This window comes from Ollibium composti, assembly GCF_004801285.1.
Classification (GTDB): Bacteria; Pseudomonadota; Alphaproteobacteria; order Rhizobiales; family Rhizobiaceae; genus Mesorhizobium; species Mesorhizobium composti.
Genome location: NZ_SSNY01000002.1, coordinates 223,257 through 235,820, shown reverse-complemented (window position 1 = coordinate 235,820; position 12,564 = coordinate 223,257). Strand labels below are relative to the sequence as shown.

General features: G+C 67.6%; 15 protein-coding genes. 6 read left to right on the top strand and 9 right to left on the bottom strand.

Going from position 1 to position 12,564, the window contains the following annotated elements:
• Positions 1-115: 115 nt before the first annotated feature.
• The 5 genes from E6C48_RS04450 to E6C48_RS04430 all read right to left on the bottom strand — a co-directional run bounded on the left by E6C48_RS04450 (position 116) and on the right by E6C48_RS04430 (position 3,041).
• On the bottom strand, positions 116-883 hold the full coding sequence (locus tag E6C48_RS04450) for a class II aldolase and adducin N-terminal domain-containing protein (RefSeq protein WP_136354446.1): 768 nt from the start codon (positions 881-883) through the stop codon (positions 116-118).
• An 86-nt stretch (positions 884-969) separates the two neighbouring features.
• Positions 970-1,410, bottom strand: coding sequence for a DUF3995 domain-containing protein (locus E6C48_RS04445; protein ID WP_136354444.1), 441 nt, complete (start codon positions 1,408-1,410; stop codon positions 970-972).
• A 57-nt stretch (positions 1,411-1,467) separates the two neighbouring features.
• Positions 1,468-2,052: an urease accessory protein UreE gene (locus E6C48_RS04440; RefSeq protein WP_136354442.1), complete on the bottom strand. Its 585-nt coding sequence runs from the start codon at positions 2,050-2,052 to the stop codon at positions 1,468-1,470.
• Between the two features lie 27 nt (positions 2,053-2,079).
• The gene (locus tag E6C48_RS04435; protein WP_136354440.1) at positions 2,080-2,676 is read right to left on the bottom strand and encodes a hypothetical protein; all 597 of its coding nucleotides are present in this window, start codon (positions 2,674-2,676) and stop codon (positions 2,080-2,082) included.
• Between the two features lie 8 nt (positions 2,677-2,684).
• Positions 2,685-3,041: a GFA family protein gene (locus E6C48_RS04430; RefSeq protein ID WP_136354438.1), complete on the bottom strand. Its 357-nt coding sequence runs from the start codon at positions 3,039-3,041 to the stop codon at positions 2,685-2,687.
• A gap of 164 nt (positions 3,042-3,205) precedes the next feature.
• Between E6C48_RS04430 and E6C48_RS04425 the strand changes: the two genes are divergently transcribed.
• The 4 genes from E6C48_RS04425 to E6C48_RS04410 all read left to right on the top strand — a co-directional run bounded on the left by E6C48_RS04425 (position 3,206) and on the right by E6C48_RS04410 (position 6,057).
• A complete protein-coding gene (locus tag E6C48_RS04425) occupies positions 3,206-3,646 on the top strand; it encodes a hypothetical protein (protein ID WP_136354436.1) in 441 nt (146 codons plus the stop codon).
• Between the two features lie 138 nt (positions 3,647-3,784).
• On the top strand, positions 3,785-4,042 hold the full coding sequence (locus E6C48_RS04420) for an acyl carrier protein (RefSeq protein WP_136354434.1): 258 nt from the start codon (positions 3,785-3,787) through the stop codon (positions 4,040-4,042).
• 9 nt (positions 4,043-4,051) lie between these two features.
• Entirely contained in the window at positions 4,052-5,260 is a 1,209-nt protein-coding gene (locus E6C48_RS04415) for a beta-ketoacyl-[acyl-carrier-protein] synthase family protein (RefSeq protein WP_136354432.1), read from the top strand.
• A 92-nt stretch (positions 5,261-5,352) separates the two neighbouring features.
• The gene (locus E6C48_RS04410; RefSeq protein WP_136354430.1) at positions 5,353-6,057 is read left to right on the top strand and encodes a glutathione S-transferase N-terminal domain-containing protein; all 705 of its coding nucleotides are present in this window, start codon (positions 5,353-5,355) and stop codon (positions 6,055-6,057) included.
• A 30-nt stretch (positions 6,058-6,087) separates the two neighbouring features.
• Here E6C48_RS04410 and E6C48_RS22790 read toward each other — a convergent pair whose 3' ends face one another.
• The 3 genes from E6C48_RS22790 to E6C48_RS04395 all read right to left on the bottom strand — a co-directional run bounded on the left by E6C48_RS22790 (position 6,088) and on the right by E6C48_RS04395 (position 8,386).
• Positions 6,088-6,480 carry a hypothetical protein gene (locus tag E6C48_RS22790; protein WP_230978667.1) on the bottom strand — a complete coding sequence of 131 codons (393 nt, stop codon included), beginning with the start codon at positions 6,478-6,480 and terminating at the stop codon, positions 6,088-6,090.
• 70 nt (positions 6,481-6,550) lie between these two features.
• A complete protein-coding gene (locus E6C48_RS04400) occupies positions 6,551-7,171 on the bottom strand; it encodes a nucleoside triphosphate hydrolase (RefSeq protein WP_136354428.1) in 621 nt (206 codons plus the stop codon).
• A gap of 114 nt (positions 7,172-7,285) precedes the next feature.
• Positions 7,286-8,386, bottom strand: a complete 1,101-nt coding sequence (locus E6C48_RS04395) for a hypothetical protein (RefSeq protein ID WP_136354426.1) — start codon at positions 8,384-8,386, stop codon at positions 7,286-7,288.
• Between the two features lie 311 nt (positions 8,387-8,697).
• Here E6C48_RS04395 and E6C48_RS04390 point away from each other — a divergent pair, with 311 nt between their 5' ends.
• On the top strand, positions 8,698-9,597 hold the full coding sequence (locus E6C48_RS04390) for a D-alanyl-D-alanine carboxypeptidase family protein (RefSeq protein WP_136354424.1): 900 nt from the start codon (positions 8,698-8,700) through the stop codon (positions 9,595-9,597).
• Between the two features lie 210 nt (positions 9,598-9,807).
• Here E6C48_RS04390 and E6C48_RS04385 read toward each other — a convergent pair whose 3' ends face one another.
• Positions 9,808-10,635: an alpha/beta hydrolase gene (locus E6C48_RS04385; RefSeq protein WP_136354422.1), complete on the bottom strand. Its 828-nt coding sequence runs from the start codon at positions 10,633-10,635 to the stop codon at positions 9,808-9,810.
• Positions 10,636-10,942: 307 nt separating this feature from the next.
• On the opposite strand from E6C48_RS04385, the gene E6C48_RS04380 reads away from it, so the two are divergent.
• On the top strand, positions 10,943-12,562 hold the full coding sequence (locus tag E6C48_RS04380) for an AMP-binding protein (protein WP_136354420.1): 1,620 nt from the start codon (positions 10,943-10,945) through the stop codon (positions 12,560-12,562).
• Positions 12,563-12,564: the final 2 nt, after the last annotated feature.

Here is a 12,564-nt window from a genome sequence, read left to right as displayed (position 1 = left end):
TACGGGGAGAAGGTGCCCGAAGGGCGGATGAGGGGCAGCGCGAATTTCCATAGTAGGGGCGCCGCCCCTCACCTGCCTGCCGGCATCCTCTCCCCGTAAACGGGGCGAGGAAAGCTCAATGCCGATAATTCGAGCCTTCCTCGTCGAGGATCGCTTTCAGTTCGGCAAGATGCCGGTCGGCCTGGCCGGGATAGGCGTCGAGTTCGGCGGCCGTCTTCTCGGCGATTTCATCCGAAAGCACCCGCAGCGGCCGGCCCGTCCACAGCGCCTTGATGTAGGTCTCGGCGGCGCGCTCGAAATAGAACATGCGGTTGAAGGCGTCGGCCACCGTGTCGCCGATGACCAGCACGCCGTGGTTGCCCATGACCATCACCTTGTTCTTCGGGTCGGCCAGCAGCGCCGAGCAGCGCTCGCCCTCCTCCTCGAAGGCCAGCCCGCCATAATGGGCGTCTACGACATGGCGGTTGAAGAAGGTGGCGCAGTTCTGGTCGATCGGCGGCAGGCGCGAATCCGCCAGCGAGGCGAGCACGGTGGCGTGGATGGAATGGACGTGCATGACGCAGCGCGCATGGCGCACGTTGCGGTGGATGGCACCGTGCAGGCCCCAGGCGGTCGGGTCCGGCGCGTCCGGCCCCGACAGGGTTTCGGGATCGTTGGCGTCGATCAGGAGCAGGTCGCTCGCCTTGACGCGCGAGAAATGCACCTGGTTCGGGTTCATCAGGAATTTCGTGCCGTCGTCGTTGACGGCCAGCGAGAAATGGTTCGCCACCGCCTCGTGCATGTTGAGCCGCGCCGTCCAGCGGAAGGCGGCGGCCATGTCGGCGCGCTCCTCGGCGAACGGCAGGTTGGTGAGGTTCTCCTTGCGCAGACTGGCGACCGGCATCGGCGTGTTCTCCCGTTTGCCGCAGGATGACGCGCGGCGCCCGCGCGGGCAACCGGTTTCGGTTGGTGCAGCGGCGGGAGCGCGGCTCAGACGGGAAATGCGGAAAAGGCAAGCACCAGGAAGCCGGCGGCGATGAGCAGGCAGAGCGGCGAATAGAAGCGCCGGTCCAGCCGGGCGAAAGGCTGTTCGGGGGCAAGGCGCCGCCACCAGGGCGTGAAACCGAGGATGCCGCGCGCAAGGACCGCCAGGCCGATCATGACGGCGGTCGCCGCCAGCCCGGCGTGATCGAAGGGCGTGGCGAACACGCCTTCCAGCGCCAGCGGCCATAAGGTGACGAGGCACAGGCAGGCGGCCACGGCGAAGCAGGCGAAGGACGAGGGCATGGCATCGACGCCGCGGAAGCCGACCACGGCGCGGGCGCAAGAGGCGCCGTCGCGGCCCGGCCAGATGCCGCCGATGCCCCAATAGACATGGGCGGCAGTGATGAGAAGCAGGATCGCCGAGAGGACGAAAGCGAGCACGATCATGGGCGGAAGACCTCGTCAACCGGATTGGAGGGCGAAGTCGCGTCCGCCCCTCGGCAATCAGGCATGGTTGTGGCCGTAATGCGGATCGCCGGGAAGGCGGCCGAAGGCGTCGGGCTCGCCATGGCCGTGGTGATGGTCGTGCCCGCCATGGCCATGATGGTGGTCGTGATGCCCGTGCCCCTCATGGGCGCTGTGCAGCGGCCGGAAAGCCGCCGAGCCTTCCTTGACCTCGGCACCGAGCTTTTCCAGTGCGGCTCTGACGGCGGGATCGCGCAGGACGAGGATGCGGTCCTTGTCGACGGCGACGGCGAGATGCCGCTCGCCGAGATGCCAGGCGAGTTCGGCTAGATGGGCGCCGTCGCGGCCGCGCACCTTGTAGACCTCCTCGGCGGCGGCGGTGATGCCGACCTGGCGGCCGTCTTCCAGCACGAGGCGGTCGCCGTCTTCCAGCGTGACGGGTTCGAGCAGGTCGGCCAGAACCTTGTCGCCGCCCGCCAGCTCCACCACGCGGCGGCGCAACTGCCGCTCGTCATGGGCGAGCGCTGCGGTGTCGAAAGGCTGCGATGAGCCGGCATCGGCGGCGCGCACCACCGCCGTCGCACGCGGAAACTTGGTGAAATCCGTCTGGATGTTGAGTTTCACGGGGGGCTTTCCTCTTTTTGCCTGCCGCTACACGATGGTGTCGAACAGGCGCAAAATCCACGACACCTGATAGACCAGCGCGGCGGCGACGAACAGGGCATGGAAACGCCGGTTGGAGGTCCATATCGCCGCAAGGCAGAGCAGGATGAAGACCGGCGTGCGCACCAGATACTCGCTGCCGAAGCGGGCGAAATGGGCCTCGCCCTTCATCAGCGTATCCGCGATATCGAGTACATAGGTCAGCGCCAGCAGGCCGAAGAACCACGCTCGCCGCTTGAAGAAGAAATCCTCGTAGCTGGCATAATCGTACAGAGAATCAGGAAACAGCAGCGCGCTGAGCAGGAAAAGCACGACGGCGTAGAAGATGATGAAGAGGTACTTGCCGAAGGTCCAGTCCTGGATGGCGTAGAGGCCGAATTCCCACCACCAGAAATGCACCAGCATGAGCAGGAGCAGGGCGACCCAGGCAAGATGCACCGGGTAGAGCTTGTACTGGTTCGGATGCTGGACGATGCGCGCCACGCCCGACAACAGCCGGGTGACGCCAAGGCCGACCACCATGCCCATGACGATGCGCAAGTGCGGGAAGATGTCGTGCGCGGAGGGAAGCGTTTCGGCGGGCATCGCGTCGCTCAGAAACTGCGGCCGTCGACCTTCTTGGGGTTGAGCCGGTCGGGCTCGACCCCCTCGAGGCAGCGGGCGTTGACGGCGATCATCGCCTTGCCGTCGGGCGTCGAGCCGCGGGCGAAGGACTGGATGCCGCAGACCTTGCAGAACAGGTGATGGATGGCGTGGCGGTTGAACAGGTACTCGCTCAGGCTGTCCTCGCCCGAAACCAGGGTGAAATCCTGCTCGGGCGCGAAAGTGAGGATGGAGCCCAGCCGCCCGCAGCGCGAGCAGTTGCAGCTTATGGTGTTGTCCAGATCGGCCGTCACCTCGTAGCGGACCGCGCCGCACTGGCAGCTTCCGTTGTAGCGCTGGGCACCCATCGTCTTCCTTTCCGGTTTTTCCCTGCCGTGTCGCGGTTGCGACAAGATTGCAGGGAACCATGCCGATCCCGTCCCGTTTCCGCAAGACGTCGGGAAGACCCGGCGCAAGGATCGGCATGAATTGAGGGAGAGTATCCTTGCATCACACTGCAAGACAAATCGCCATGGTATTGACCGCCTTCACCGCACTGGCAGGGCCCGCCGCGGCCCAGAGCCTCGACGACACCACGGTCAAGAGCATCGTCGGCTCCGGCATCAGCGAGGAGGAGAAGACGGCGGCGGACGAACAGGCGAAGGTGCTGGCCGCCATCGACACCACGGCCGAGGCGACCAGCATGGTGCGCAAGACCTCCAGCGTCGATCATGTCGATATCGTCTTCCTCGCCGACACCGCCCGCAGCGAGGGCGGGCCGCCGCCGGAGATCGCCAGGAAGATCGAGCAGCACCGCGACGAGATCGCGCTGCTGCGCCAGGAGGTCGAGGCGAACGCGCTGCTTTACCACGCCATCGATTCCAAGCGCGTTCTGGTCGCCGACGTGCTCGCCGTCGCCTTCGACGGGCCGAAGAAGGTCATCGTCTACGCCGCGGCCAAGCCGGCCGGCTGAGGTCTCCGCCGTGCGATCCGCCGTTGCGGACGATTAAGCACGCGCCCGCTTTGTCGATATGGCTTGTTGCCTCCCGCGGTTTCGGTTTCTATACAGGGCCAAGCCTTCGGGCACCGTGTGGCATGGGGAAGGATGCGTATGGCTGACGAGCTGGCCCAGGATATCATCGCGAAGATCAAGGCTCATGCCGAGCCCGACGGCGAGGAGATCACGGAAAAGACCGAACTCACCGCGCTCGGCATCCACTCGCTTGAACTGACGGAGATCATCTTCGACCTCGAGGAGGCCTACGGCATCGAGATCGAGATGAGCACCTCCGACGCCTGGAGCAACCTGAAGAACGTCGGCGACATCGTCGAAGCCGTTCGCGCGCTGATCGCCAAGCAGAAAGCCTGATCGTCCTCCATGGCCGCACGCGTCGTCATCACCGGGCTGGGCGGCATCTGCGGCCTGGGTAGCAGCGCCGGGGCCATCTGGCAGGAAATGCGCGCTGGCCGCTCGGCCATCGGGCCGATCGAGAACCAGTCCCTGCATGACATCAAGGTCCGCACCGGCTGCGAGATCAAGGCCCTGCCGGAGCATGGGCTGGACCGGAAGCAGACCGTGTCGATGGACCGCTTCAGCCTGCTGGCCGTGCTCGCCGCCCGCGAGGCCCTCGAAAACTCGGGACTGGAGCCCGGCAGGGTGGAGGGCCACCGCATGGGCGCCACCGTCGGGGTCGGCGTCTGCGGCTGGGAGGCGATCGAGGAGAACTACCGCGCGATCCTGACGGAAGGCCGCAACCGCGCCGGCATCTTCACCGTGCCGAAGGTGATGCCGGGTGCTGCGGCGGGCCAGGTCTCGATGGCGCTCGGCCTGCGCGGCCCGGTCTTCGGCGTCACCTCGGCCTGCGCTTCGGCCAATCATGCCATCGCCTCGGCGGTGGACCAGATCCGCGCCGGCCGCGCCGACGTGATGCTGGCCGGCGGCAGCGACGCGCCGCTGGTGTGGGGTGTCATGAAGGGCTGGGAGGCACTGCGCGTGCTGGCGCCCGACACCTGCCGTCCCTTTTCCGCCGATCGCCAGGGCCTGTCGCTCGGCGAAGGCGCCGGCATGGCGGTGCTGGAAAGCTACGAGCATGCAACGGCGCGCGGCGCCACCATCCTTGCCGAACTCGCCGGCGTCGGGCTTACGGCCGATGCATCCGACATCGTGGCGCCGACCGTCGAAGGCCCCGAGCAGGCGATGCGCGCCTGCCTCAGGGACGCCGGCCTCAATCCGGAGGATGTCGACTACCTCAACGCCCACGGCACCGGCACCAAGGCCAACGACCAGATCGAGACGCAGGCCATCAAGCGCGCCTTCGGCAAGCATGCCTACAGCCTGTCCGTCTCCTCGACCAAATCCATGCACGCCCACTGCCTAGGCGCATCCGGCGCGCTGGAAATGATCGCCTGCGTCATGGCGATCCGCGAGGGGCTGGTGCCGCCGACGGCGAACTATCGCGAGCCGGACCCGGACTGCGACCTCGACGTCACGCCCAACGTGGCGCGCGAGCGCCCTGTGCGGGCAGCACTCTCCAACGCCTTTGCCTTCGGCGGCACCAACGCGGTGCTGGCCTTCAAGGCGGTCTGAGGGCGGCGCATCCGTTGCAGGAGACGGCGCGCGGATTTACCTAAAGTTCGCCCTCCCCGCATTCCTGCGCACCCTCTTCAGGAGTTTTCCCAATGGCCGACCTTTCCGCTTTCCCGATCGCCGCGCGCTGGCCGGCCAGGCATCCCGACCGCCTGCAGCTTTATTCCGCGCCGACGCCGAACGGCGTGAAAGTGTCGATCATGCTGGAGGAGATCGGCCTGCCCTACGAGCCTCACTACGTCGACATCGGCAAGGACGAATCCTGGACGCCGGAGTATCTCGCGCTCAACCCGAACGGCAAGATCCCGGCGATCGTCGATCCGGACGGTCCTGACGGCAAGCCGTTCGGCCTGTTCGAATCCGGCGCCATCCTGCTTTACCTGGCCGAGAAGACCGGCAAGCTGCTGCCGGCCGACGCCGCCCTTCGCTACGAGACGATCCAGTGGGTGTTCTTCCAGATGGCGGCGATCGGGCCGATCTTCGGCCAGGTCGGCTTCTTCCACAAATTCGCCGGCCGCGAGATCGCCGACAAGCGACCGCTGGAGCGCTACGCCACCGAATCGCGGCGGCTGATCGGCGTGCTGGAGACGCGCCTGACCGGCCGGCCGTGGATCGCCGGCGACGACTACACCATCGCCGACGTGGCGACGCTGGGCTGGGTGCGCAACCTGATCGGCTTCTACGAGGCGCGCGACCTCGTCGGCTTCGACGATTTCCCGACAGTCGCGAAATGGCTGGAGCGGGGGCTTGCCCGGCCGGCGGTGCAGCGCGGGCTGACGATCCCGTCGAAGGGCTGACGCCGCCTTACGCTAACGGAAGGCGCGCGCCTACTTGGCCGTCTTGTCGTCCTTGCGCTTGCGCGAGGGCGTAGCAAGCCTTGCCGTCGCCACCACGGCGCCGACGGCAACCGCCGCCGTCGTCTTGGCGACCCGCGCCACCTTGGCGACGACGGAACCGTCACCGCTTTCGGAAGAACGGGAAGCGGCCTTGCGGACGGCGCTTTTCGACGCCGCCGGCTTGGAAGCCTTGGCCTCGGTCGCCGGCACGACCCGCTTTGGCGCGGCCTTGCCGAAGGCCGGCTTGGCGTCCTTGGAGCGTTCGGCCACCGCCGGACCGGCGCCGGCCCGCGTCTGGGTGGCCTTGCCGGCGCTCTTGCCCGTTCCTTTGCCGGCCCCTGCCTTGGCGGCACGCGGCGCGGCCTTCTTCACATTCGCAGCCATGACATCCCTCGTCGTTCGGCAGGATCGCCGTTTGCCGATAACGGCAGAGGCGCGGCAAGGTTCCTGCGGCTCAGTCCCAGGCGCCGACGACCAGGTCGGCCGCCCGCCGGCGGGTCAGCACGCGCTCGATGTTGGGCATGTCGTTGGAGGCGATCCAGTTGGCGGCGTCCTCGTCGCTCCTGCCGTGCTCGTACCAGCGCCGGCGCAACCGCAATTCCAGCTCGTTGCGCGGCACGTCGACGAAGACGGAGAAGTCGAACAGCGGCGCCAGCCGAGACCACGGCGCCTCGTCTAGCAGCAGGTAGTTGCCCTCGACCAGGATGAAGCGGGTGTTTGCGCCGACGATCGCCGCGGCGGCGCGCGACAGCTCCATCGAACGGTCGAAGACCGGAACGGCGACGTCCGGCTCGCCGGCGCGAATGCGCTTCAGAAGCGTCTCGAAACCGGCGAAGTCGAACGTCTCCGGCGCACCCTTGCGGGCGCGCTGCCCGCGCCGTTCGAGCACGGCGTCGTCAAAGTGGAAGCCGTCCATCGGCACCACCTCGGCGCCGTGCTCGGCCAGCACGTCGTGCAGCGCGGCCGACAGCGTCGACTTGCCCGATCCCGGTGGACCGGCGATGGCGACGACGAAGCGGGAGGCCTTGCCGGCGCGCTTGAACAGGGTGGCGGCGATATGGGCGATCTCGGACATGGCGATGGCCTCGGGTTCGAGCCTTCAGGGCGGCCGGAAGGCTCCGGGTTTCCACATGCGTTGCCGTGGCGGATGGTTGCACATCCCAACGCCCGCCGGCAACGGCGGTTCCCGTCAGGCGGCCCCTGCGGCGCGCAGGAAGCTGCCGTCATGGGGAATGTCGCGCGTGCCGCCGTCGGCGAAGGCCAGTTCCAGATGCCGGGGCCGCACTGTCACCGACAGCGGCGGCTCGCCGCCGTCGAGCGGCACGGCGCCGACGACCTGCCGGAAGGCGACGCGGCGGCCTTCGGCGAGGTCGAAGGCGGTCGGCACGCCTTCGCGCCTGAGCCAATTGTCACCCAGCGAGGCGGCATGGCCGATGGCCGCGCGGCCGTCCTCGATGCCGAGCACGCCGCGATGGCGGCCGTTCCACGGCGCATAGTCACGGCCGCCGTTGGAGATCCACAGCATCGTCACCGGCAATTCGGCCGGGTTCTTCAGCACCAGGACGAGATCCTTTTCCGCCCTTCGCGCCACCGCCGTCCAACCGGGGCCGCCATGACCGGCCTCGACCAGCGTGACGAAATCCTCGTGCCGGCGGTCCATGCTGTAATCCGTCAGGTCGGCGATGCCGCCGGCCGCCGCCGGGAAGGCTGCGAGATCGTGCGTGCGCGCCGGATAGGCGAGCAGGTAGCGGCCGCGCGCCGGGTCCGGCTCCGTCGCGTCGGCCGGCGTCGCCGCGACGCGCTTCGGCGAAAAGGCGAGCCGGCCGCCGTCCTTCATCACCGTCATGGTATGATGGGCGACGGAGATGGCGCCTTGCCCGCCGACGAAGGCATGCTCCTGGTAGAGGAAGGGATGGCCGTCGCGCAGAGTCAGCGTCTTTTCCACCGTCGCGCCCATGACGGTGCGGGCGAGCCGGAAGGTCGCGCGCCAGCCGCCTTCGATGGCAGCACTGTCCACTGCCTCCCATGCGCTGTTCGCCGGCCAGCCGTGCAGCGGCGCTTTCTCGACGTCGGCGACGGAAAAGGGCGCGCAGAGGAAATCGCCCGAAAGGCGGACGACGCCTTCGGGCAGGCCCGGCGGCAGCGTCTCGCGCGGCTCCTCGATCCACGGCGCGCGGTGCAGCGGTTCGAGGGTGCGCCCATCCGCCTCGACCGCCATTCTGGCGATATGGCCGACGGCGAGGTCGAGCGAAACCGAAATGCCGCGCGCCGCGATGGTGACGGTGTCCATGGTTCCTCCCGAATCGCTGGATCGCCAGAAGACGCTTTCGGCGACGGCCGTGCAAGCCGGTCATACGCGGTCATGGCGCCGAACCACCCCCCACTCCGTCTTGCTTCGCAAGCCACCTCTCCCCCTGCCTGGAGGAGAGGAAGGGCGCCAAGATCGCTGCCGTCTTTCCTCTCCCCCGTCGAACGGGGGAGAGGTGGCCCGCGAAGCCGGGACGGAGTGGGGCCGAAGCGTGCGCCACATTAACCAAATGGACGCGGGGATTGGCTTAGGCTAGAGGGAAGTTCGTCAACGTTCCGTCAGAAAAGCCAGCCTTGCCGATCCTGAGCCTGCTCGCCCGCCGAAGCCTCGCGGCCCTCCTCGTCCTGGTCTTCCTGGCCGGCTGTACCGCCGCCACGCCGCCCGAGCGCGTGCTTGCCGTGCCCGCGCCGCCGCAGAAATACGCCGCCATCGTGGTCGACGCCAGGACCGGCAAGACGCTGTTCGAGGCCAACTCGACCCAGCCGCGCTATCCCGCCTCGCTGACCAAGATGATGACGCTCTACCTGTTGTTCGATGCGCTGGAGAGCGGACGCGTCACCCGGGACACGCAAATCCCCGTCTCGGCGCATGCCGCCTCGCAGCCGCCGACCAAGCTGCGCTTCAAGCCCGGCGAGACGATCGACGTCGATTCCGCCATCCGCGCGCTGGTGGTGAAATCCGCCAACGACGTCGCGGTGGCGGTGGGCGAATATCTCGCCGGCTCGGAGGAGGCTTTCGCCGCCGCCATGACCGACAAGGCGCGGCGGATCGGCATGCGCGCCACCGTCTTCCGCAACGCCTCCGGCCTGCCCGACGACGGCCAGCACACGACGGCGCGCGACATGGCGGTGCTCGGCATGGCGTTGCGCAAGCACTTCCCGCAATACTACTCCTATTTCTCCGCCACCGACTTCATGTTCCGCGGTAGGCTGGTGCGCGGCCACAACGACATGCTCGGCCGGGTGCGCGGCGTCGACGGCATCAAGACCGGCTACATCCGCGCCTCCGGCTTCAACATCGTCACCTCCTACAATGCCGACGGCCGGCAGATCGTCGTGGTGGTGATGGGCGCCGACAGCGCCCGCCAGCGCAACGACCATGCCGAGGCCCTGCTGCAACGCGCGCTATCGCCGTCGGGCGGCAGGACGGAACTGGTGTTTTCGGACCAAGGGGCCGCCGCGGCGGCGTACTGACGCCGGCGCGCTTCAGCATCCATTTCCCTCTCGAGAGTAATGCTATCGCGTAGGGCGCTGCCCCCTCTCCGTCCGCTTCGCGGACACCTCTCCCCCACTTCGTGGGGGAGAGGATAGGCGTCCAGCTTGGCTCCCATCCTCTCCCCCGGACCGGGGGAGAGGTGGCGCCGCGAAGCGGCGACGGAGAGGGGGCAGCGCCTTGCGCCTTTCTCACCCCAGCAGCGTGCGCGTCAGGGCGTGATCCGGATCGGCAAGACCTTCGATGACGCTGAAATGATGCCGGTCGGGCTCGACCACGGCGGTGGTCGTGGCGCCGAGACCGGTCCAAACATTGGCCAGCAGCGCGTTCTGGCGCAGGAACTCGCCGCGCTCGCCGCCGCCCACCCAGCAGGTGATGCGGGCGCCGGCCATCGGCCTGAGCAAGGCCGGGCTTTCGGCCAGCGCCTCGGCCTCGTCGAGATGCAGCGTTTCGTTCATCCCGGTCGTCATCAGCGGACGCAGGTCGTGCACGCCGGAGATCGAAACGGTGTTGCGGATGCGGGCCTGCACGGCGGCCGGCAGCGGCGTGGTGACCGAGACCATGCGGCTCGCCAGATGGCCGCCGGCGGAATGGCCGGTCAGCACGACCGGGCCGGGCACGAGGTCGGCGGCCTTTGCAATCGCCGCGCCGACCTCGCGCGAGATGTCGGCGATCCGCGCATCGGGGCACAGCGTATAGGAGGGCATGGCCACCGCATAGCCGCGCTCCACGGCACCGCGCGCCAGATGCGACCACGAGCCCTTGTCGAACGCCATCCAGTAACCGCCATGGATAAAGACGGCGAGGCCGGCGGGCGTGCCCTGCGGCAGGAACAGGTCGAGGCGGTTGCGCTCGCCGGACCCATAGGCGATGTCCAGCCTGGCGCGGCCTGCCGCCGCAAGCTCGTCGCGAAAGGTCTTCGCCTGCCTTGCCCAGAGATCGGGCAGGTCCTCGCTGCCGACGATATGGGGGCTGTTGGCGTAGGCGTCGTCCCAATCGCTGATCTGTCGTTCGAGCACCGGCGTCCTCCCTTCGGCATCGCAACACGGCAGCAATGAACGGCCTGCGCGGGGCCGTCAATGCGCCACGGCGAAAAACTTTATGCTTGAAATAACACGGTTGCGGTGCGATGGTCGGCGATCAGCCGAGTGGGAGGTTTGGCTGTGTCACCCGCAAGACAGACCGACGGCGCCCTTTGCCTTCACAAGGCGCCGTTTCCCGGCCTTCCGAGCCGGATGCGAGCGGCCCCGCACCTCTTCACGCAAGACATTTTCCCAGGAACCGGCATACTGATGCCGTGACCGGATCGACAAGGGCAACCGCAGAATGCTTGGACCGTCAGCGCATACCGACACCTTCACGCGTGACAACCTGCCGCCGGCAGACCAGTGGCCGGCCTTCCTGCTCGACGGCTTCCAGTATCCCGACCATCTCAACGCAGGCGTCGAGCTGACCGACCGCATGGTCGACAAGGGCTTCGGCGACCACACGGCGCTGATCGGCAACGGACGGCGGCGCACCTACAAGGAACTGTCGGACTGGACCAACCGACTGGCGCATGCGCTGGTCGAGGACTACGGCGTCAGGCCGGGCAACCGGATACTCATCCGCTCGGCCAACAACCCGGCCATGGTGGCCTGCTGGCTGGCCGCCACCAAGGCCGGCGCGGTGGTGGTCAACACCATGCCGATGCTGCGCGCCGGCGAACTGTCGAAGATCGTCGACAAGGCCGAGATTTCGCTGGCGCTGTGCGACACGCGGCTGATGGATGAGATGGTCGCCTGCGCCAAGGACAGCGCCTTCCTCAAGAAGGTCATCGGTTTCGACGGCACCGCCAACCACGACGCCGAACTGGACCGCATCGCGCTCTCCAAGTCCGTGCGCTTCGAAGCGGTCAAGACCGGCCGCGACGACGTCGCCCTGCTCGGCTTCACTTCCGGCACGACCGGCGTGCCGAAGGCGACCATGCATTTCCATCGCGACCTGCTCATCATCGCCGACGGCTATGCGAAGGAAGTCCTCGGCGTCACGCCCGACGACGTGTTCGTCGGCTCGCCGCCGCTCGCCTTCACCTTCGGCCTCGGCGGGCTGGCGATTTTCCCGCTGCGCTTCGGCGCCACCGCGACGCTGCTCGAAAACGCCTCGCCGCCGAACATGATCGAGATCATCGAGACCTACAAGGCGACGATTTCCTTCACCGCGCCGACCGCCTACCGGGCGATGATGAAGGCGATGGACGAGGGCGCCGACCTGTCGTCGCTGCGCGTCGCCGTCTCGGCCGGCGAGACGCTGCCCGGCCCGGTGTTCGAGGAATGGGTGGAAAAGACCGGCAAGCCGATCCTCGACGGCATCGGCGCCACCGAGATGCTGCACATCTTCATCTCCAACCGCTTCGAGGACATGAAGCCGGCCTCGACCGGCAAGCCGGTCGGCGGCTACGAGGCGCGCATCGTCGACGAGGAGATGAACGAAGTGCCGCGCGGCACGGTCGGCAGGCTGGCGGTGCGCGGGCCGACCGGCTGCCGCTACATGGCCGACGACCGGCAAATGAACTACGTGCGCGACGGCTGGAACCTGACCGGCGATTCCTTCTACCAGGACGAGGACGGCTTCTTCCATTTCGCCGCCCGCTCGGACGACATGATCGTCTCGGCCGGCTACAACATCGCAGGGCCGGAAGTGGAAGCCGCCCTTCTCGCCCATGAAGCGGTGGCCGAATGCGCCGTCATCGGCGCTGCCGACGCCGACCGCGGCCAGATCGTCGAGGCTTATGTCGTGCTCGCCAAGGGCGCTGTCGGCGATGCGCTGATGGTCAAATTGCTGCAGGACCACGTCAAGGCGACCATCGCGCCCTACAAATATCCCCGCTCGGTCAAGTTCGTCGACGCCCTGCCGAAGACGCAGACCGGCAAGATCCAGCGTTTTCGCCTGCGCGCGGAGGGATGACC

Excerpts from the sequence above, each read along its gene's own strand:
- E6C48_RS04450 (WP_136354446.1), bottom strand. The coding sequence starts at position 883 with ATGCCGGTCGCCAGTCTGCGCAAGGAGAACCTCACCAACCTGCCGTTC.
- E6C48_RS04445 (WP_136354444.1), bottom strand. The coding sequence starts at position 1,410 with ATGATCGTGCTCGCTTTCGTCCTCTCGGCGATCCTGCTTCTCATCACT.
- E6C48_RS04435 (WP_136354440.1), bottom strand. The coding sequence starts at position 2,676 with ATGCCCGCCGAAACGCTTCCCTCCGCGCACGACATCTTCCCGCACTTG.
- E6C48_RS04430 (WP_136354438.1), bottom strand. The coding sequence starts at position 3,041 with ATGGGTGCCCAGCGCTACAACGGAAGCTGCCAGTGCGGCGCGGTCCGC.
- E6C48_RS04425 (WP_136354436.1), top strand. The coding sequence starts at position 3,206 with ATGGTATTGACCGCCTTCACCGCACTGGCAGGGCCCGCCGCGGCCCAG.
- E6C48_RS04420 (WP_136354434.1), top strand. The coding sequence starts at position 3,785 with ATGGCTGACGAGCTGGCCCAGGATATCATCGCGAAGATCAAGGCTCAT.
- E6C48_RS04415 (WP_136354432.1), top strand. The coding sequence starts at position 4,052 with ATGGCCGCACGCGTCGTCATCACCGGGCTGGGCGGCATCTGCGGCCTG.
- E6C48_RS04410 (WP_136354430.1), top strand. The coding sequence starts at position 5,353 with ATGGCCGACCTTTCCGCTTTCCCGATCGCCGCGCGCTGGCCGGCCAGG.
- E6C48_RS22790 (WP_230978667.1), bottom strand. The coding sequence starts at position 6,480 with ATGGCTGCGAATGTGAAGAAGGCCGCGCCGCGTGCCGCCAAGGCAGGG.
- E6C48_RS04400 (WP_136354428.1), bottom strand. The coding sequence starts at position 7,171 with ATGTCCGAGATCGCCCATATCGCCGCCACCCTGTTCAAGCGCGCCGGC.
- E6C48_RS04395 (WP_136354426.1), bottom strand. The coding sequence starts at position 8,386 with ATGGACACCGTCACCATCGCGGCGCGCGGCATTTCGGTTTCGCTCGAC.
- E6C48_RS04380 (WP_136354420.1), top strand. The coding sequence starts at position 10,943 with ATGCTTGGACCGTCAGCGCATACCGACACCTTCACGCGTGACAACCTG.